General features: G+C 58.3%; 18 protein-coding genes. 11 read left to right on the top strand and 7 right to left on the bottom strand.

Going from position 1 to position 19168, the window contains the following annotated elements; all coding sequences use genetic code 11:
- Nucleotides 1-10: 10 nt before the first annotated feature.
- From sctJ to A3AS_RS0121115, 10 genes are all read left to right on the top strand, one after another.
- Nucleotides 11-865 carry a type III secretion system inner membrane ring lipoprotein SctJ gene (gene sctJ, locus A3AS_RS0121160; RefSeq protein WP_157644342.1) on the top strand — a complete coding sequence of 285 codons (855 nt, stop codon included), beginning with the start codon at nt 11-13 and terminating at the stop codon, nt 863-865.
- 21 nt (nt 866-886) lie between these two features.
- Entirely contained in the window at nt 887-1507 is a 621-nt protein-coding gene (locus tag A3AS_RS45345) for a hypothetical protein (RefSeq protein ID WP_018319561.1), read from the top strand.
- A complete protein-coding gene (sctL, locus tag A3AS_RS0121150) occupies nt 1504-2127 on the top strand; it encodes a type III secretion system stator protein SctL (protein ID WP_018319560.1) in 624 nt (207 codons plus the stop codon). Before A3AS_RS45345 ends, sctL begins: the two co-directional genes overlap by 4 nt.
- On the top strand, nt 2124-3479 hold the full coding sequence (gene sctN, locus A3AS_RS0121145) for a type III secretion system ATPase SctN (RefSeq protein WP_018319559.1): 1356 nt from the start codon (nt 2124-2126) through the stop codon (nt 3477-3479). Before sctL ends, sctN begins: the two co-directional genes overlap by 4 nt.
- Complete coding sequence (locus A3AS_RS0121140) at nt 3455-3991, top strand: hypothetical protein (RefSeq protein WP_018319558.1); 537 nt, start codon at nt 3455-3457, stop codon at nt 3989-3991. The genes sctN and A3AS_RS0121140 overlap by 25 nt, the downstream gene beginning before the upstream one ends.
- Before the next feature lie 57 nt (nt 3992-4048).
- Nucleotides 4049-5104, top strand: a complete 1056-nt coding sequence (gene sctQ / locus A3AS_RS0121135; RefSeq protein ID WP_018319557.1) for a type III secretion system cytoplasmic ring protein SctQ — start codon at nt 4049-4051, stop codon at nt 5102-5104.
- On the top strand, nt 5097-5762 hold the full coding sequence (gene sctR / locus A3AS_RS0121130) for a type III secretion system export apparatus subunit SctR (protein WP_018319556.1): 666 nt from the start codon (nt 5097-5099) through the stop codon (nt 5760-5762). The genes sctQ and sctR overlap by 8 nt, the downstream gene beginning before the upstream one ends.
- 1 nt (nt 5763) lies before the next feature.
- Nucleotides 5764-6039 (top strand): EscS/YscS/HrcS family type III secretion system export apparatus protein, encoded by a 276-nt coding sequence (locus A3AS_RS0121125; protein WP_018319555.1) that lies wholly within the window; start codon nt 5764-5766, stop codon nt 6037-6039.
- A gap of 698 nt (nt 6040-6737) precedes the next feature.
- Nucleotides 6738-7553: a type III secretion system export apparatus subunit SctT gene (gene sctT, locus A3AS_RS0121120; RefSeq protein ID WP_018319554.1), complete on the top strand. Its 816-nt coding sequence runs from the start codon at nt 6738-6740 to the stop codon at nt 7551-7553.
- Nucleotides 7550-8587 carry an EscU/YscU/HrcU family type III secretion system export apparatus switch protein gene (locus tag A3AS_RS0121115; protein WP_018319553.1) on the top strand — a complete coding sequence of 346 codons (1038 nt, stop codon included), beginning with the start codon at nt 7550-7552 and terminating at the stop codon, nt 8585-8587. The genes sctT and A3AS_RS0121115 overlap by 4 nt, the downstream gene beginning before the upstream one ends.
- 193 nt (nt 8588-8780) lie before the next feature.
- Here A3AS_RS0121115 and A3AS_RS0121110 read toward each other — a convergent pair whose 3' ends face one another.
- The 6 genes from A3AS_RS0121110 to A3AS_RS49140 form a co-directional block, all read right to left on the bottom strand.
- The gene (locus A3AS_RS0121110; RefSeq protein WP_018319552.1) at nt 8781-9413 is read right to left on the bottom strand and encodes a CpaD family pilus assembly lipoprotein; all 633 of its coding nucleotides are present in this window, start codon (nt 9411-9413) and stop codon (nt 8781-8783) included.
- 10 nt (nt 9414-9423) lie between these two features.
- Nucleotides 9424-10872 carry a type II and III secretion system protein family protein gene (locus tag A3AS_RS0121105; protein ID WP_018319551.1) on the bottom strand — a complete coding sequence of 483 codons (1449 nt, stop codon included), beginning with the start codon at nt 10870-10872 and terminating at the stop codon, nt 9424-9426.
- A 27-nt stretch (nt 10873-10899) separates the two neighbouring features.
- Entirely contained in the window at nt 10900-11589 is a 690-nt protein-coding gene (locus tag A3AS_RS0121100; RefSeq protein ID WP_018319550.1) for a response regulator transcription factor, read from the bottom strand.
- 1855 nt (nt 11590-13444) lie between these two features.
- A complete protein-coding gene (locus A3AS_RS47455) occupies nt 13445-13585 on the bottom strand; it encodes a hypothetical protein (RefSeq protein ID WP_157644341.1) in 141 nt (46 codons plus the stop codon).
- A gap of 33 nt (nt 13586-13618) precedes the next feature.
- Nucleotides 13619-14224, bottom strand: a complete 606-nt coding sequence (locus tag A3AS_RS49145; protein WP_245283243.1) for a hypothetical protein — start codon at nt 14222-14224, stop codon at nt 13619-13621.
- A 180-nt stretch (nt 14225-14404) separates the two neighbouring features.
- Complete coding sequence (locus A3AS_RS49140) at nt 14405-14599, bottom strand: hypothetical protein (protein WP_245283242.1); 195 nt, start codon at nt 14597-14599, stop codon at nt 14405-14407.
- 663 nt (nt 14600-15262) lie between these two features.
- Between A3AS_RS49140 and A3AS_RS0121085 the strand changes: the two genes are divergently transcribed.
- Nucleotides 15263-15739, top strand: coding sequence for a VirK family protein (locus tag A3AS_RS0121085; protein WP_245283241.1), 477 nt, complete (start codon nt 15263-15265; stop codon nt 15737-15739).
- A gap of 621 nt (nt 15740-16360) precedes the next feature.
- Here A3AS_RS0121085 and A3AS_RS49135 read toward each other — a convergent pair.
- Complete coding sequence (locus tag A3AS_RS49135) at nt 16361-18811, bottom strand: hypothetical protein (RefSeq protein WP_018319547.1); 2451 nt, start codon at nt 18809-18811, stop codon at nt 16361-16363.
- Nucleotides 18812-19168 lie beyond the last annotated feature (357 nt).

Raw genomic sequence — 19168 nt, 5'->3', positions numbered from 1 at the left:
GTTGGCTGTCTTGACGAAAGACAAGATCGGTAATGGCCGACCCGCAAGAAGGCGGCTTGATGCTCTCGTCCTGTTGCTGCTTTTGCTGACCCTCGCCGGTTGCAAAGCTGATCTATATACCAAAGTTCAGGAGCGTGAAGCCAACGAGATGCTTGGGCTGCTCCTGAGCAAGGGCGTCGATGCCATCCGTGTCGTCGGTAAGGATGGGACCAGCACAATTCAGGTGGAAGAAAGGCAGCTCGCCTACTCAATCGAGCTGCTGAATGACCATGGCTTGCCGCGCCAATCCTTCAAGAGCCTTGGTGAGGTGTTCAAGGGGGCGGGCCTCGTTGCCTCTCCGGTTGAGGAGCGAGCCCGCTACGTCTATGCTCTCAGTGAAGAATTGTCGCGCACGATCAACGATATCGATGGGGTTCTCTCCGCCCGTGTTCATGTCGTTCTGCCGAAGAATGATCTTTTGCGACAGGATGCAACGCCGTCCTCGGCGTCGGTTTTCATTCGACACGCCTCCAACGCGAAGCTCTCAGCCTTGCTGCCGCAGATCAAGATGCTCGTCGCCAACAGCATCGAAGGTCTATCGTACGACAAGGTGGCGGTCGTGTTCGTGCCGGTTGAGCGAGCTCAGCATGAGGTCTCCATTGTGCCAGCGGCAGCTTCCGTCGAACCAACCAAATTCATCGCAACTCACATTGCGATCGGTGCAGGAGGTGCGCTCGCCGCGTTGGGCATTCTATCTTACGTGCTGCTGAGCACACGTGGGCGACAGCTTCGTCAATCCTGGCGCAAAGTGACAAATCTCGGCAGAGGTGCCAGCAAGCCAGCGGTCCAGTCCGCCGGCAAAAAACTGTCCTCCGATCCGAAATAGGCGGCAAGCAGGTCCGTATCGATGGCATCCACTGACCCAAATCATTCACTCAACCCGCATTCCGATCGCCTGCGCGAGCTTGCCGCTTTGATTCATCCCGGCCGGTTTGCCGGCCATCTTGATGGGCTTCTGTCGGCCGCCACAGTGCTGCAGCTGCAGAAGACTCCGAGACTGCAGCAAAGACTGGTCGAATTGCTGCTGGGCAGCGAGCTGGTCTCGAACGGAGCCGACTGGGGTAGGGACGTTCTGCTCGGGCATGATCCGCGTCGGGCGGCCCTGCTCGCCGGCAGTATCTGGCATGCCCGTTCGGTGATCAAGCTTGTGTCAAAGCACGATGTAACGATTCTAATCGAAAATATTGGTGCGGAAGCTCATGCTTTCGCAATCCGACACTTATCCAGCGCCGTCGCAACCACATCGATTGACGATCCGCAGAAGCTCGCGAGCCAGATTGAACATGACGGATGTGCCTGCCTTGGTGCTTGGCTTAAGGACGCATCAGAGCTTGACCGTGTGCGCGTTCTTTTCCGCTTACCTGTGGGGACCACCGCCGAATCCCCAGCAGCCGAACACCACAATTCAGCGGGTCAGGTACTGTCTTTGGTGGTGGCCCACTTGGCCGTGGAGGAGCGAGCGGCATGACGGCCAATGAAACAGTCTTGCCAGATAGCCCGCGGATACGGCCGCTTGGTCCGCTCATACCAGCCGCGGAACTTGGTATCTGGTACGATGCGGTGCAAACGCGCGTGCTAGTCGAGCGATATCTGCGGCAGGTTCGCAGTTGGGCAAGGAAAGCCTATCAGCAGGAGCGGGAGCGCGGCCATTGCGAAGGTCTTAGGTCAGGCTCGGACGAAATGGCACAGCTGATCGCCCGAGCTGCTTCCGATGTGGCCCGGCGAAAAGCCGTTCTGCAACAGGAGTTGCCACAGCTCGTGATTGAGATACTGACCGATTTGCTGGGCTCCTTTGATCCGGGTGAGATGTTGGTAAGGACCGTTCGTCACGCCATCGAGCAAAGATATGGCAGCGCAGAAGTATGCCTTCACGTGTCTCCTGTGAATGCTGATGCACTAAGGCATGAATTCGTGGCGTTCGATGGAACGGATAGTCGTCCGAAAGTCAGAATTGATCCGGACCCGGCCGTGGGGCCTGACCAGTGCGTTCTGTGGAGTGAGTTCGGCAGTGTCGATTTAGGACTTGCCGCGCAGCTCCGCACATTGCGTCTCGGCCTTAATCCATCTTCTCAGGAAAGCGATCCGTGACGACGCAACGATCAGGCCATGATCAATCGGCCGGAGAAGGAGATGTGCATGCGGCGATAGCATCTCTAAGATTCGCAGCAAAGGATGTCGATACGCGTGCCGTGCGGGGACGGATCACGCGTGCGATCGGCACCTTGCTCCATGCCGTGTTGCCAGGGGCCCGTGTTGGAGAACTGTGCCTGTTGCAGGATCACGCTTCCGGATGGTCACTTGAAGCGGAAGTCATCGGTTTGCTGCCGGACGGGGTGTTGCTGACGCCCATTGGCGATCTGGTAGGCTTGTCCCACCGCGCCGAAGTGCTCCCGACCGGGCGCATGCAGGAGGTGTCAGTCGGGCCCGACCTGCTCGGCCGCGTGATCGATAGCTTCGGCCGTCCACTCGATGGCAAGGGGCCGATAAAGACGGTTCACACGTGTCCGCTCCGCGGCAAGGCGCCCAACCCGATGAGGCGGCGTGGCATCGAGCAGCCGTTTCCGCTCGGCGTTCGCGTGCTGGATGGACTTCTGACGTGTGGCGAAGGTCAGCGGATCGGAATCTATGGAGATGCCGGTTGCGGTAAGTCGACGCTGATGTCGCAAATTGTAAAAGGCGCGGCCGCCGATGTCACCGTGGTTGCGCTCATAGGAGAACGTGGACGCGAGGTGCGTGAATTCATCGAACGTCATATTGGAGATGCCCTCGCTCGCACGATCGTTGTCGTTGAGACATCCGATCGATCGGCAATGGAGCGGGCGCAATGCGCTCATGTGGCGACCGCACTCGCCGAGTATTTTCGTGATCAAGGGCTGCAGGTCGTTCTGATGATGGATTCGCTGACGCGCTTTAGCCGTGCGATGCGCGAAATCGGCCTTGCCGCAGGAGAACCTCCTACCCGGCGCGGCTTTCCTCCTTCCGTCTTTGCGCTGCTGCCTGGTCTGTTGGAGCGTGCCGGTATGGGCGAGCGGGGCTCGATCACGGCATTCTATACTGTGCTTGTCGAAGGTGACGGCACGGGCGATCCGATCGCCGAAGAGTCGCGCGGCATTCTCGATGGTCATATCATTCTCTCGCGCGCGCTGGCCTCGCGAGAGCATTTTCCCGCCATCGACGTGCTGTCGAGCCGAAGTCGTGTCATGGATGCGGTCGCCTCTGGTCCACATCGCAAGGCGGCATCCGTCTTCCGCGATCTGCTCTCGCGCTACAATGAGGCTGAGTTCCTGATCAAGGTCGGTGAATACAAGCCGGGCAGCGACCCATTGACTGATCGGGCAATTGATTCAATCGAGGAACTGCGCGCATTCTTGCGCCAGGGACAGGACGAGCCGTCTAGCTTTGAGGAGACCGTTTCATGGATGTCGCGTCTGACGGCCTGAATCGCGTGCAAGCGTCGAAATTGCGGCTGGTGAAAGACATGAGAGAGCGAAGCGCGCTTCGTGAATTGTCCAACATGGAAGCCAGGCGCCAAATCGCGGTCGAAGCGCTGCAGCGAGCATCTGAGAGTATTGAAGACGCGGAGAATCATCGCGCCAAGCTCGAAGCTGAACTTTATCAGGAGCTGGTGTCGCTCAAGACGATATCCGTGACCGAGCTCGATCGTCGCTGTCAACTCGTCCTTGGGCGACTTGCAGCACAGATCGAATCGGCACGGCAGGCGCGTGAGCAGGCGCGCATCGCGCATGAGCAGGCTCAGCGGTCAGTGAATGAGGCGCGGACCATATGGGCCAAGCGTTCGGCGGCGAGCCAGAAATGGGAGGAGATTGAGGGCGATGTCCAGCGCACTACCGCCGTCCGTTCGGAGTGTGCTGCCGAAATCGATGCCGACGACGAGGTTTTGCTCCGATATCAGGGTGGTTCGCGCAGCCAAGCGGTCGGGGGCTCGAACTGATGCCTCGTTCTCCTATGACGTCGCGAGCTGCGCCCGTGGAACCTGTCGGTAAATGCCGTGGGTGAACCCGCACTATTTCAGCCAGCGGTAAAGTTGTCACATGGCGTGGTCTCGTGGCTCAACGAGGTCGCCGCACCACGCACGGTTCTGCAGAGCCGCCTTGGCGATAAGCCGCTATCGATCCGTATAAGCCGGCTTGTTTGGCAGGCCGAGCCATATGCCATGTCGATGCTCGACTGCGTATTTTGCGCCGGAGGCGAGACCGCTGTCTTGTCCTTGCCCCGCCTTCTCGTCGAGGCGCTGATTTCATTGGTCCAGTATGGCCTTACTTTACCTTCCGACCCAACCCGCTCGCTGCTTCTCGAACTTGCTCTGGAACCTTGGCTCGCTCGATTAGAGATCATGCTCGCGCGGAATTTGCAGCTGATCCGCATCGAAGACGCGACGGCCAAAGACCCCTACTTGGAGCTCGACGTTACTTTCGGACCGCTGGCGGCCAAGGCCCGCCTGTTCTTGTTCGCGCCACTTGATGGTCTGGTTCCGTCTGCGTTTCGTGTGTTAGGCGAGTTGATCGGCCAATTACCGCGAGACTTAGGCAAGATTTCTTCGGAATTGCCGGTCGTGATTGCGAGAGAGATCGGCTCGCTGCGGGCGCCCGTCGGGCTTCTTCGTCAAGCACAGCCCGGCGACGCACTGCTGCCGGACGTCATTCCATTTGCCCATGGCCAGCTCATCCTCGCTGCGGACAAGTTGTGGGCGCCGGCGCAGGTCGCGGGCGACAGACTTATCCTTCGGGGACCATTCCGCCTGCAGTCCCATCCTCTAAGGTATGAAAATATGACGATACGACCCCAACCGGAGCAAGCAATCCCGCCCTCGGAAGCCGACATCGACAGTGTTGAGATCACGCTTGTGTTCGAATGCGGCCGCTGGCCCATCCCGCTGGGTACGTTGAGAAGCATCAACGAGGGGCACGTGTTCGAGCTCGGCCGGCAGCTGGACGGTCCGGTCGACATTGTCGCCAACGGTCAATTGATCGGCTGCGGCGACATCGTACGTGTCGGTGAAGCGTTGGGCATCCGGTTACGTAGCAGGTTGGCGGTCAATGGTTGACATTCAACCGGGCATCCTTGCTCTTGTTGCAGCGACCGTCGGCCTTGGCCTGTTGACGTTCGCAGTCGTCACAACGACGGCGTTCATCAAGGTTTCCGTCGTTCTCTTCCTGATCCGCAACGCGCTCGGCACTCAGTCCATACCACCGAATATCGTTCTGTATGGTGCTGCATTGATCCTTACCGTGTTCATAGACGCCCCGGTATTCGAACAAACATACAACCGCGTGACCGATATGCAACTTCGTTACCAAACCACCGATGACTGGTTGACCGCCGCCAAGGAGGGCAGCGAGCCGCTGCGCGCCCATCTCAAGAAGTTCACCACTGAGGAGCAGCGCACGTTCTTCTTGTCGTCGACGGAACATATCTGGTCGGAGGAGATGCGCGGCAACGCAACAGCCGATGATTTCGCGATCCTCGTGCCGTCCTTTTTGATCTCGGAGCTTAAGCGTGCGTTTGAAATCGGTTTCCTTCTCTATCTTCCGTTCATCACAATTGACCTGATTGTGACGACAATTCTGATGGCCATGGGCATGTCAATGGTGTCACCAACAATGATATCCGTTCCTTTCAAGCTTTTTCTGTTCGTCACAATCGATGGCTGGTCACGGCTCATGCACGGATTGGTCTTAAGCTACGCATCTCCGGGGAGCTGAGATGGACGAGGCCAGCATCCTCACCCACCTGAGCCGATCACTTGTCCTGTTCATGATCTGGGTTCTACCGCCGCTTTTGGCAGCCCTCGTGGCCGGATTGGGTATCGGCATCGTGCAGGCAGCAACCCAGCTCCAGGATCAAACCTTGCCGCTTACCGTGAAGCTCCTCGTCGTCGTCGCCGTGCTCGTTCTGTTTGCTCCGATGCTGAGCGCGCCGCTGATCGAGCAAGCCCAGCATATCTTCACTGAGTTCCCCGCGCTCACAGCGAGGTATTAGGGCGCGGAACGCACGGCTATCTAAGTTTTAGCTATAGCGCGCGTTTGTCGGCCTTGATTGTGAACCACAAAAGGGCGAGTTCGTCAGCTTATCGAAAGCTCGCCTCACTAGCATGAGATTGATAGATATCCGAACTGTCCTGTTCGGCTCCGTGAGCCTGCCGTATTCGGAGGAAGAATGACTCCATTTGGAAGTTCTATCCATTCGATTTAATTTTGCTTACGACGTGATGGAATTACCTGCTGAGACCTGGTCCTCGATGCATTGCCTGGCGAGTTATCGACGCAGTGAACGGGTGAACCGCTTTGATTGCAAGCGGCCCCACGATTCTGGCGTTCTGGTGAATGAGCCTGCGAATGAAGGTGCCGCTCGAGACCGATCTCCATAGACTGCGAAATTGATGGAAGCTTTGAGGCCCTCAGATCTCCAAACCGCGCTGCGGCCGGTGAGAGCGGATGAAGCGTGGCTTGTAGGCCGCGCAGCGGCGCGATTTCGCCGGTGCTCTCATCGAATGGTCATACCTCTGCGCCGGATGGCTGTAGTCATATGGGTGGTTGAAGCCGAAGTCATCTGCCTTGTGGGAGGCCTGTCGCTCTGCAACCGTGGGACACGAGATCTGCAGAGTTCTTGGCGTCTCACATCATGGCGACGTGAGTGCGACGGTTGCATTGGCTGAAGGAACGACGAGCTGGGCTCAAATGGATGCCTTGTCACCCACCGAGACGCAAACTCTGATTCAGACTGCTGTCGAGTTCGTCGTTGCGGCCGGACTCGGCGCGGCCCGGGCCCTCGGCATTATGCTGGTTCTTCCGGTATTCACGCGACCGCACATTAGCGGGATTATCCGCGCAAGCGCGACGGTTGTGCTTGGATTGCCTTGCTTGATGCAGATCAGGAACGGCTTGCAGACACTAGATCCGGGCACCCGTATGGTTGCGGTCTCGCTCCTCGGTTTGAAGGAGATATTTATCGGCCTGCTGTTCGGTTTTCTGCTTAGTATACCACTTTGGAGCATCCAGGCCGTTGGTGACATCATTGATACCCAGCGCGGCATCTCCAGCCAGGTGGACGATCCTGGCACACGCAGTCAAACCGCCCCGATGGGGCTCTTTCTCGGAACTGCCGCAATTACGATCTTCGTTGTATCAGGAGGTCTGCAGACCATGGTCAGATGCCTCTATGGAAGTTATCTGATCTGGCCCGTGTATCGGCTGCTACCGCCCCTGACCCACCACGGGGCAATGGAGTTTATCGGGCTTCTCGACCATATCATGCATACGGCCCTCGTGGTCGCCGGGCCCGTGCTGGCTCTGCTGCTTCTGATCGACGTATCCCTCATGCTGCTGGGGCGCTTTGCGCCGCAAATCAAGCTGAACGATCTCTCTCCAACCATCAAGAATGCCGCCTTTGGCATCATTATGGTCAGCTACGCCGTCTTCCTGATCGAATATATGGGAGCAGAGATCATTCGGTTCAACGGCGTGCTGGAGTGGCTCGAGAAGTTCTTGAAATGAACGACACGAGCGAAGAGAAAAACCTTCCACCAAGTCACAAGAAGCTGAGGGACGCGCGTAAGAAAGGGCAGAGCCCGCGCAGCGCCGACTTTGTGACCGCGGCAAGCCTTTGCGCTGGTTTCGGCTGCCTGTGCTTCAGGGCGGGCCCGATCGAAGACGGATGGCGCGAAGCCGTGCGGCTCATCGACAAGTTGCAGGAACAGCCCTTCAACAGTGCGGCCCGGCAGGCGTTGGTCGGATTGATGGACCTTTCTATAACAGCCGCGGCTCCCATCCTAGGTGCGGCGGTTGTTGCGGCGATTCTGGCCGGTGTCCTGGCCGGCGGCGGGCTGACGATTTCGGTTGAGCCGCTTAAACCCAGCTTTGAGAAATTGGACCCCGTCAAAGGGCTGAAGCGGATTGTCTCCCAGCGGTCGGTTGTCGAGCTTGGAAAGTCTATCGTCAAAGTTTTGGTTCTTGGCGCTACGTTCGTTTTCACTGTGCTCGCAAGTTGGAGGGCACTGGTATACTTGCCCGTTTGCGATTTGAGCTGCTTTGGTTTTGTCTTTAAAGAGCTCAAAGTGCTGATCGCGATTGCTGCCGGCGCTCTTCTGATTGGCGGCTTGGCCGATCTGCTCATTCAGCGTTGGTTGTTCTTGCGCGACATGCGCATGACGCAGAGCGAAGCCAAGCGCGAGTCCAAGGAACAGGATGGTAATCCGCAGATCAAGGGTGAACACCGCAGGCTCCGCCGGGAGTCGGCGAACGAGTCTCCGCTCGGCATCCATCGGGCGACAGTGATACTGACGGGGCGAGCGACATTGATTGGGCTGCGCTACGTTCGGGGTGAGACCGGCGTCCCGGTACTGGTGTGCCGCGGCGAGGGCGAAACAGCTTCACAGTTACTGGCGCAGGCGCGCGCCCAACGTCTGAGCATTGTCGAGGATCATGTGTTGGCGCGTCAGCTGATCCGAAAAGGTGCGATGGGCAAGGCCGTTCCGATGGAGTGTTTCGAGAGGGTTGCAAAGGCAGTCTTTGCCGCCGGCCTAGTTTAGCGTCGCGCAAAACAGCGATGCGCTCAAATCTCTGGCAACGACCCAACTGTCCCAGAACCTGGTCTGCAAGCTGCGCGATCCCAAGAAAAGGACCGAGCAAAGATTGGATTCCAGGAGGCTCGTCGGCCGATTCCAAGACTGATAGGACAAGAATGCCAACCGACGTTCATGCTGCTCGGGTCTTACGAGCCGCTTATTGGGTTTCTGGCGAAACCCTGTTATGCGTTTCATCCTCCAAATTGCTTCTGTTGCCCGCCGACGTGGCCCCACGTGCGGTGATGGGAAGCACTGCACGATCACCACTGGTCGGCATGACAGCGCCATTGCCTAACAAGTCGCCAGGTTCATTGACCATGACCGCAAGGTTATTCCGGACTGAGCAGCCAAGGGTTGGATTGAACGAATTGTCGTTCACTGTGGGACCGACGATGGAGAGCGAGGGGCAGACCGGAGGATGGGCTTCGAAAGTGATCGCTTCGATCCTCACCCCGGAACGAGCCGGCAAATCCACACGAGAAGCGGACAGGCGGATGTTGTAGGTGGCAACGCCCATGGCGCGAGCCTCGTGGGCCACCTGTGCAATCAGTCTGGGTGGGCCGATGACATCCACATGGAGGGCATCCCGCCGGCCGCGGCTGGTCGCTGCAATAAAGCTTCGCAGCCGATGCCGTTCGGGGCCACGAAGGCTCTGCAGGAACAGCACGCTCCTCTTCTGCTCGACCTGGATCTCTTGGTCAGCCGGCGCGGGCTGGATCGAGGCAGTATTTGCGCAGCCCCCCAATGTTGCTCCAATAACGATCGGGTAGCACAGGTGGCGCAAAGTCATTTGGCGATCCTCATTCGATAATAAAGCCGGCGCTGCCGGTCAATCCTGGTGCGCTGGCGCGAGGCGCATCGCGCTCTCGCGGCGGCCGGGCCACCGTGTTCGTCAAAATCCGCCCCGCGTCTGAGGGCGGTGAGATGCGGTCGCTCGGCGCACTCATCCGGTTCGGATTCGGTCCGGGCCGCACGATGTAGGGCGTGACAATAATGACCAGCTCGGTTTCACGTTTTTGAAACGATGAGGAGCGAAAAAGCGCGCCCAGGATCGGCACATCGCCGAGCCAGGGAAACTCGCCGATATCAGTGTTGAAGTTGCGCCTGATGAGGCCGCCGATTGCAAAGCTCTGACCGCTGGCGAGCTCGACCACGGTGCTCGCCCGCCGAGTCGAGAGGGCAGGGACCGCCATGCCATTGATTTTGACTTCGCCTTCGCTCGACAATTCGCTGACTTCGGGCTTCACACGGACATTGATCTGATTATTGCTGAGAACCGTCGGAACGAACTCGAGGCTCACGCCGAACTGGCGAAATTGGACGGAAACCTGCCGGTTGTCCTGCATCACCGGAATGGGGAATTCGCCACCGGCGAGGAAGCTTGCGGCTTCGCCGGACATGGCTGTTAGATTCGGCTCAGCCAGGATTGAGGCGAGGTGCTCGCTCGCGAGAGCGTCGAGAACAGCGCTCAGGTTGGTATTGCCGGCGCTAAACCCAATCCCGATCGTGCCGCCGCCGCCGGCCGAGCCGGACCCGCCCCCTTTGCCGGTCACAAGGAAAGCGCCGTTTGGGCTCGAGGCCGTGAAGTTGATGTTGAGATCCTTGACGGCGCTGCGGGAGACTTCTGCCACCCGTACGCTGAGATTCACCTGCAATGAGCCGGCGACCTGGATTTTGTTGACAACCAGCGCGCCCGCGCCAAGAAACTGCTCAGTGACCTTCCTGGCGGTCTCGACGACATCGGCATTAGGCGCCGTACCGCTAAGGATCGCGCCGCGCGGGGTATAGCTGACCTGAATTGGGTAGTCGCCGACCTCGGCCTTAAGCGCGGCCCGCAGATCCTCGATCGGTTGGGTGACGACAACACGCAGCTCGGCGAGAGCCTCTCCGTTGTCGTTCAGGGCAAACAGGCTCGTTCTTCCAGCCTTTTTGCCAAACACGAAAATCGTGGTGTTCGATGGCGCCTGATAATCCGCAATCGCCGGGTCGGCTATAAAAATGCTCGCAGCCGGCCCGGTCAGATGAACTGTCTTGCCCTGTGAGGAGGTAAGATTGATCGTGCCCGTGGTGCTGCCAGGCGCCGCACGTGGCGGATCCCCTCTGCCATCCCGCTTTGTCTGAGCTGTGACAGCAAGCGGAAATAGCAGAGCGAGTGCACACAGGACGTAGCAGAGGCGGGGAAAAGCGGAATAGTGCGAGCCGCTGGCGACCATCGGCGGCTCGCCGGCGTCATTGTTAACCACGTTCAAGGGAGTGCTGCTTTCAAGTTCGATCGGCTAGGCAGCCGATGCTGCGCCGATGAGTTCGAGGGTGTAACCGACACCGCGCGCGGTCTTGATCCTCAGCGTTGCACCCGCTTGGCTCAAGTGCGTGCGTAAGCGATAAATCCCGACTTCCAGCGCATTGGTCGAGACCTCATCGTCAAATGCATACAAGCTATCTTCGAGCGATGCGCGCGGCACGGTACGGCCCGCGCGGTTGAGCAGATGTTCAAGAATGCACACTTCGCGGCGCGCAATTCTCAGTGCTCGACCACCGACCGAGACTTGTCTTGCGATCGGATCGAAATGCAGATTTCCGAATGTCACAACCGGCGCCATCATTTGCGTTGACCGTCGCAAAATAGCTCGCATGCGGGCAATGAGCTCGTCGATAGACACGGGCTTGGGCAGAAAATCATCGGCGCCCGCATTGAAGATCGCAATCCGCCGGCTAAGATCATTGAGACTGCTCATCATCATAGCCGGCATTGATCGTCCCTCGCGCCGCAACTGCTTCAGCCAGTCCAATCCGTCTCCATCGGGCAAAGCCGATTCGAGCAGGACCATGTGGTAGTTCGCGCAATCGAGCGCGGCCGCCGCCTCATCCAGCGTGCGTGTCACGTCGACGGCGAAGCCACAATTTAAGAGCGCTTCCTTCACGTCGCGGGCAAAGTCCGCATGATGATCAACCAGGAGAATTCGCATTCATCGCCTCTCGTCCATCCTCGGCAGGACTTGAGCGTGTCACGCTGACCATGAGATTCGGTGGAACCCAGAGGCTGCCGCTTTGGCGTGAATTCGAAACGCCGTAAACGACACGCAAGACGTTGTTGGCAGGCGATCCATGTCTGCGCGTCCATCGTCACCGGATAGGTGGCGGCCTGCGACGGATCGCGTGCGCGGGGCGGCGCGGCTCAAAATCTCCCTTACGCCGGCGAGAGCTTTGCAATCTCTCACGAAGCTGAGAGTCCTGGCCGCGCGCTGATGCATCTGTAGGCCGAGCATAGCCGTGCCTGCATGCACTACACGAGCCTCTGCAGTAGCGATCGTGCCAAACCGCCCGAACGAAACGAAAGCGCAGGCGAGAGCGGCTGTATTTGCCGCCGAATAGACTTGCGAAACCGTCATTGGAAACTCCCCAAGTTCGCCTTGACCGCGGTCAGTCCTGCAAGGCTGTTGAGCCCGTAGTGTCGTCAAGTCACGACAACGCAAGTTTTCCGCGTTTGAAGACACTTCACGCGCTATGCATCGACCAATGGCTGGAACAGGTCGAGATGTGCGACGAAACGATCAACACGCCCATCGGCGCGATAGACATCCTCTCGCTAGTCGGTGATAGCCGAGCAAGATGTCAACTGTCCCGAAGTTCGGTCGCTCCGGAGACGTTCTCCGCCGCAGTCGAGCGAATGCTGCCAACGAACGACAAATTGGGTCCGGCGTTGCTGTCGCGCATTGTCTAAGGTGGTTACGCCGCCTCCCTTTCGTCAGACAGGGTGAACGGCGCAAGAATGATCTAATCTCGAGCTTGGACTCGGCCTGTGGTCGGCATAGGCGAAATAGCGATTGCCCGCGTTGTTCTCGCGCGCTGGATCCTGGTCTGGCTGCGAGGAGGACGCTGCGTCCTGCGCTTACAAAGCAGATAAACGACGCAAACTCTGAAGGGGAGCAGTCGAGTAGTGCCACGAGACGGATCGGCCGAGCATTGAGGTTTTGAGACGTTCGCAATTGTTGCTACCTGTCAGGAAGAGTTCACGCGAGCGGATTCTGTCGCGAGGCTGTCGGAAATCCTACAATCTGACGCTGGGTGAGATTCAAGTGCCTTTAAAGGCTCCTTGTAGCGGTGCCCTCAAACTCGGAATCGTTGTGAGGCAACGGCGACACAGTTCGGCCATGCCGTCGACCTGCGCGTGGCTGTCGGTCTCGCTCTGTCCAACGTCGTGAGCATTTGTCCGTCCAATTGAACGTGACGCCAGAAACCCTTTGAAATGCCCGAAAAGGCAGTTGTTCTTACCAAGCTTTGGGTAAGCCATGACGCCACGATCGGGCGATTCGATCCGCCTCATACGTGGCAATTTAGCGGGAAGACCGTGGCGAGGCGCGGGATGAGTCCACGTGACGACAGGAGCTACCGTCCGAGATGCAGACGGCCGATCGCGCGAGCCAAGTTGTTCAGCAAGGGACCGAGGAGAGAATCGATTGCCAGACGTCATCTTGAATGCGGCCTCCATACATTGCGATCGACTATGGAGCTTTTAGGCGTGCTCGGCAAAATCGATTGTTTTGATGGAACGCATCCAGGTGGCGGATCGGCCGTACTGCAACAACGCCGCTTGCTGCGGACGAGTGAATACCTGATACTATTGCGGCCGAAAGACCTGTTGGTTGACCGCGCGGTTAATGTCAGGCCGAGCTAGCTAAGGCGGGGAGCGTTCAGCGGCTTACCTCACCGGGCGATGTCACAACGCATCCAAGATGCCAGGATGCTTTAACGAGCGGGCAGGGGAGAGAGGATGGTCCGGTGTCCTCACAACCGTCGGCGGTGCATCTTCCGTCGCAGCCCTCAACCGCTGTACCGCTCGATCGGCGAATTGATCGGGCCATCGATCACGTCGCCAATATGCTCGAGCTGTTGTTTTTGACGCGGAGCTAGTGCGCCGTTTTCCAGTTCTTCCTTGGGGGTGTTTTGGTACTTGAACGCCAACGAACCTGTCAAATGGCGCAGTCGACAGACGATCTACTCACTACTCTCGCGCTTGTAGGGATTAGCTTCGCTAGCGGTCCGGTAGCTTTCCGAATTGCCGCCCAGGAACAGGCGCTCGATTTCACGGGTTGGCGTTCTGCCCAGTGAGCACATCAAATCGACGTCCTCATCGATGTTGTCCTGATCTTCGGCGTTCATTCCAAGCCCAATGCTACTCAGCACGTCGTCGGGGGGCCAGACAGTTGGCGTCGGTACGGTGCAGGTGTACAGCGCGTCCGCTTCGTTGGCGATCGCTCTCGCCCAATGATCGCGAGAAACGGCGAGTTTTGCCGGATCCTCGACCAACGATACGAAGGGTGATGCCGTTGTCTTGCCGCGCATATGCCAGCCAGCTTGGCGCGCTCGGTCCATAGGATACCGCTCCGGTGGATCTCCGACGGAAGAATGATCCCGAGCCGTGTTGCGGACATGCGATATCGCGCTCGTGTTTTCTTCCATGCGCGGCTTGCAATCATTTTCCTGATTCTGAAAACGCCGCAGTGTGACATATGACGATCCCGCCACCCTCGTCGAATAGGCGGTCCCGATCGACGGGAGCTGCGGTCGCTGATGACCAATGTGCTGCTTGCTGCTCGGCAAGGTCGATCTCGTTCCGAAGCGCTTCAAGAGTGGCACCTGTCAGTGTTGCGGCAAGCTGAGCGCGCGCGCTGACAAATGATGAGACGGGATAGCGACTGGTTTCCGGGGCCACTCGTTTGGCGCAGACGAGGACGTGGCAGTCGCGGAATTTGCCGCTAAGGAGACTGAATCCGAGGTCGGTTAGACCGAATCTGAGTCGTCTAGATCCAAGTCAGTCAGCTGCTGCTTAAAGCTTTCTTGATCTTCTGAACTGTGTGCCGGTGCGCCGGTCTGGGCGCTAAGCTCGTCCGGTTGCCAGTCGACGCTGTGCGCGTGCTGCAGCGCGTCGTGAACCTCAAAGGGAGTGTCTGCGGCATTCCGTGGATCAACGTTCATATATATCTCTCTCCCTTCGAGTGCCGGCTGTCGGCGTAGATTGTTGCAGCTGCAGCTTTCGAGAAGCTGACGGACCAGGAAGGAAGCCATTTAGCTTTAGCCTTTTGAGGGATGCCGAATGGATTCAGTCAGTGAGGCGGTCAGCTGGACGGAAGCCGCGCAAAGTGACGGATCAAAAGTCGGTGCCGCCTTGTGCCTTCTGGTATTGCTGTTTCGACTAGGCCGAGATCGGGTGCCTTGACTGAGCTTGATCCGACCGCCGCGCCAGGTTCGCTCCACCACCTCATTGCGGACACGTCGGCAGATAATCCTTGCACAGCTATCAAGATGGACGAGCTGGCGCATGCGGCTGGTCGAAGTGTTCTTTCGTGGATCGTCTACTTTATGCAGATGGGAGAATTGCATGCTTTCGGTCGTTGCAATGGAGGAGCGCGACCGGTTGCCGTTTTGTGTTTTCCAAGCGGCCGACGCTCGATCAGATCGTTCTAGTCGACGTAGCGCGAGGCTAAGCCACTTCCGCAAACCTGACATACGAGGTTGTGATGTCGGAATAGCCATCGCAACTACTTGCGCCTGGTTGCGACAGGATGTTTTTGTCGCAGGCGCGAGCGCGCTTGATGTGTGGAATCAGCCAAACGGTTTGCGAGCACGACGTCTTGAAAAATGAGATCTGTGGTACTTATCGAGGGAGAAGAGCATATGAAGCTTACTGGCATAGGACTGACGATCCTGTTGTCCTTGCTTTCGGCCGCGAGCGGGAGCGCGCTGGCGAGAGCCGATGAGCCCTCACCGAAATACACCGAGGTCCTCAATGCCCTGCAGGCCGGGAAGAATGTGAAGCTCATACTGGACATGAGCCGCTGTACCACCGCGGAGGCTGGCAAGCCTGCGTCGGCGACGCAGGCCGGTCTGGTCATAAATGCCTTCAGGGTGACCGCCCAGAACGGCATCAGCTTCGCCAATGCGCACCAAACGGTCGACAGCTCCGGACATGCCGTGACCGAGTACATCCGCCATAGCCTCAGCCGCGAAGGCAAGCTGACGGTGCGAGCCTCGAAGCTTGTCGTCGGGACCACCGAACTCGTGAACCAGGGCGAATTCATCTGCGAACTGCCGGATGGCGCAAAGTTCATCTGGTAACGAAGAGCACAGGGCAGGGCGATGCGCTTCGATTAATCGTTTGGACATCTTCGCAAGCCATGACACGGATCGTTTCGATCGTCAGGAACGGCCAGAGTATTTTCTGGCCGTCTTTTCGTTGGGGGAGGCATCGAGTTGCACGAACTTGCTGCAGTTCGATCAAGCTAACTTATGAGAGCCGTCGATCTCGATTCGATCTCAGTGATTGGAAGATCAGCGGTTCAGGCTATCGTGTATGGGTTGGAGCCAAGGCCTCTCAGTTGAACCTCCAGATTGGCTCGCCAAGGTACGTCCGCATGCTGTCCGCGGGTCCTTGTGAGGGCATTGTTCCCCAACCCGATCAAGCGGCGCCCGCGATGATAACGCGCGACCCTTGCCCACCCCACGATGCGCTCGTATCTCGCATCCCGCGTCTTTTGGGGTCCTTTCACCGGAAACTTCCGTGCTGCCGAATACGGCGTGATTGAGAACCATCCCGCTTTAGATCAGGCTGGGCCTCGCCGCTGTGGGATTTGCTTGCCGCTTAAACTGTCTTTCGGACGCAATTCTAAGTTCTTTGAAAGCAAACGATCCGGCGTGGTTCGGGAGCTTGAGCAGCTGTCCGAGGTGCCGACAGGTACCTCATTCACCAAATTGCGGTCGATGGAAGAGAAGGACGCGGCCTCCGGGTAGGCTTTCGGCCGTGTAGGGCTGACTGTGGATCAGAAAACGGGTCATTGGAACCTCCTGGCTCGGCAGAAGGCCCAGGTTTTGGAGCATGTCGATCACGACAGGCGAAGCCTCTTGGGGGCCGTGCCTCCAGTCGTCACCGAACAACTCTCCGAGTTCAGGCACTTGCAGGGACGGCTGATGGTCCGATCCCGGTGCGGCAGACGGCAGTGGAATGTTTGGCGCCAGCGCCAAAGGAGCGTCCTTTCGCAATTCGAACGAGGAGAGCGGATTAAACCCAGGTACAAGGCCGCCGTAGGCATGCGGGGGAGCCGTCGGCGCTACAAGCGCAGCTTCACCCGGCAAAGCGAGCCTTGGGTGATGAATGAGTTGAACGTCGTTGGATCCTCTCGGTCCCAACACGGCCGTGTAGCGATTCCCGCCAATCTCATAGTTCATGACCGGATGTTCTCCATTAGGCAAGAAGTCCCACTTGCCCAACGTGGAAAGCAACATTTCGGGGGCCAACTGGGTGCCATGCGAAAAATCCTTGGGCACGGCGAACGAAACATCAAACGTATCGCCGATAGCAGGAGACCGCAGATGGATGAGCTGAACATCATTGCGCCCACGCGGTCCTAGCACGGCCATATAGCGTTCACCGTGAATGTCGTAGGTCTTTACCCGCTGTGCTGCATCCGGCAACAGACCCCAGCGGCCGAGCCTGGAGCGCATCATATCCGGCGCGGCCTGGGTGCCATGCGAGAAATCCTCGGGAACGGCCAAAGAGGCATCAAAGCTCTCGCCGGCTGCGACGGACATCGTATCACGTGTTGCCGGGCTCGCACCATCTTGATGCATCATCCTCCCAAAGTCTTCTTCAGAGGCGGGATTCTGCGACCGTGAGCTGGGCTGCCAGGTCACGGCATCGAAAGGATCCGCTCGGCCGACGCTTTGGGTGGGCGACCCCATTGCCGTCCATAACTTGGATGCATCCAGATCGACAGCAGGCGCAGACCCGTCTCGATCCGCGGCAACGAAAAGCTCTTCCTGGGCGACACTTTGCACGGGCGAGTGGGTCACTGAACTCGTGGTTGGCCAAAGCACCGGTGCATCGAATGATGTCGCTGGCACGCCCTCGCGATGCGCGACATCGAGAAGCTCTTCATGGACGACACTTTGCACAGGCGGGTGGGCGACCGAACTAATTGTTGGCCAAAGCGCCGGTGCATTGAAGGGCACGGCTGGCAGCAGGCGCTCGCGATCCGCCGCATCGAAAAGCTCCTCCTGGGCGACACTTTGCATGGGCGAGTGGGTGACTGAACGCGTGGTTGGCCAAAGCACCGGCGCATCGAAGGAAGTCGCTGGCAGCAGGCCCTCGCGATCCGCGGCATCGAAAAGCGCTTCCTGAGCAAAACTCTGCACGGGCGAGGGGGCGGCGGCACGCATTCCCCGCCAAAGTACCGGCGCATCGAAGCTGGCACGTGGAGGTACTTCGCTTCGGCGCACAGCGTCGAAAAGCGCATCCTGGGCGACACGTTGCATGGGAGAATGAAGGGTTAAACCCATTTCCTCCCAAACCTGCGTAGCATTGAAACCGTCGGCCGGCAATGAGCCGCCTTGGTCCGCAGCGTTCCCCAAAGGCTGCTCATGATCGAAAAGCTGCACGGGCAAATCGGCGGCCGGCTGTATTGGCTGGCGCGAGTTACCTCCGTCAGCCCCCGAATTGTCCTGTCCGGCGATCCGGCGGTAGTCACTCAGCCTGTTCAACGCGTAGATGAGTTTCTTGTCCTTCGGAAACAAAGCGTCGGCATGGCCGAGCAGCGCTTTGTGACTGAGCTTAGCAATCGACAAAGGTCGCAGTGCTGCCGCTAGCTTCCGAAGACAGCTAGCATAATTTCCGGCGGTTTTTGCATCGAGTGCTCGACCAAAGCCCGCCTCGGTGGCCTTTCTGATGAGGCTCGCGTCTTCCTTGGACGGACGATAATGTGTTGTGGGGGCCGGAGCGGTGTCGCTGGGCTCGCGGTACCTACTAACCATTGACAATGCAGGGGCGATGATCTTGTCTTTTGGCAGTAGCTTCTTGGAGCGGTCGAGCAACGTATCGTCATCGAGCTCAGCAATCGACTGACCAGACTGCTTCAGCGCCTCAGCCAATTTGCGAAGCCGACGGTCGTAAATTTCGATGGTGGTCGCATTCGGCGGTGGCCCTCGGTCAAGGGCAGCACCAGACGCTGCTCGGATGAGGCGATCGTCTTCTTCAGTGATGTCATGAAGATCGTTATGGGAATATATCGGGCCGAGCTGTCGCACCTCTCCCAAGTGTTGCTCAAACACCGCTTGCGGTTGTTGCGGCTGCTCCACGGTGGTATCTGACGCAGCGGAATCCTTATCGGCTGGGTTGATCGCGTTGGATCGGTCCATGGTGCAGTCCACTGGCATCGCTTCCTCGTTCTTTCGCTACTCACGTTAGCTTTCCAAAACCTGACGTGGAGGGGCGGAAAGATAGAATGAATGACGGCGGGCAAGTGCCTTTTCCAACCTGACGACAAGTGCGGCGAATTTGAAGACGGTACAGCTTTCGGCTGAAACTCTGATTGTCCAAGTGCAGTACGCGGCCAGCTCCCGCTGGCCGCTCCGATCGGAGTATTATAAGTGCCGCGAACGCTGCTTCCGATGTTTCCGAGCATCGGAACAAGACAAATCACCCGTTCTGGATCTTCTTACCCTCAGCGACTTGTCCCTGACTTCCTATATGGATTCGATTCGCTAGCGGTCCGA

Origin of the sequence: Bradyrhizobium sp. WSM2793 (genome assembly GCF_000379585.1) — a bacterium.
GTDB lineage: Bacteria > Pseudomonadota > Alphaproteobacteria > Rhizobiales > Xanthobacteraceae > Bradyrhizobium.
This window is presented reverse-complemented; position numbering and strand designations above follow the sequence as displayed.

Coding starts and splice junctions, on each gene's coding strand:
- A3AS_RS45345 (WP_018319561.1), top strand. CDS start 887: ATGGCATCCACTGACCCAAATCATTCACTCAACCCGCATTCCGATCGC.
- sctL (WP_018319560.1), top strand. CDS start 1,504: ATGACGGCCAATGAAACAGTCTTGCCAGATAGCCCGCGGATACGGCCG.
- A3AS_RS0121140 (WP_018319558.1), top strand. CDS start 3,455: ATGGATGTCGCGTCTGACGGCCTGAATCGCGTGCAAGCGTCGAAATTG.
- sctR (WP_018319556.1), top strand. CDS start 5,097: ATGGTTGACATTCAACCGGGCATCCTTGCTCTTGTTGCAGCGACCGTC.
- A3AS_RS0121125 (WP_018319555.1), top strand. CDS start 5,764: ATGGACGAGGCCAGCATCCTCACCCACCTGAGCCGATCACTTGTCCTG.
- sctT (WP_018319554.1), top strand. CDS start 6,738: ATGGATGCCTTGTCACCCACCGAGACGCAAACTCTGATTCAGACTGCT.
- A3AS_RS0121115 (WP_018319553.1), top strand. CDS start 7,550: ATGAACGACACGAGCGAAGAGAAAAACCTTCCACCAAGTCACAAGAAG.
- A3AS_RS0121110 (WP_018319552.1), bottom strand. CDS start 9,413: ATGACTTTGCGCCACCTGTGCTACCCGATCGTTATTGGAGCAACATTG.
- A3AS_RS0121100 (WP_018319550.1), bottom strand. CDS start 11,589: ATGCGAATTCTCCTGGTTGATCATCATGCGGACTTTGCCCGCGACGTG.
- A3AS_RS49140 (WP_245283242.1), bottom strand. CDS start 14,599: ATGAACGTTGATCCACGGAATGCCGCAGACACTCCCTTTGAGGTTCAC.
- A3AS_RS0121085 (WP_245283241.1), top strand. CDS start 15,263: ATGAGATCTGTGGTACTTATCGAGGGAGAAGAGCATATGAAGCTTACT.
- A3AS_RS49135 (WP_018319547.1), bottom strand. CDS start 18,811: ATGGACCGATCCAACGCGATCAACCCAGCCGATAAGGATTCCGCTGCG.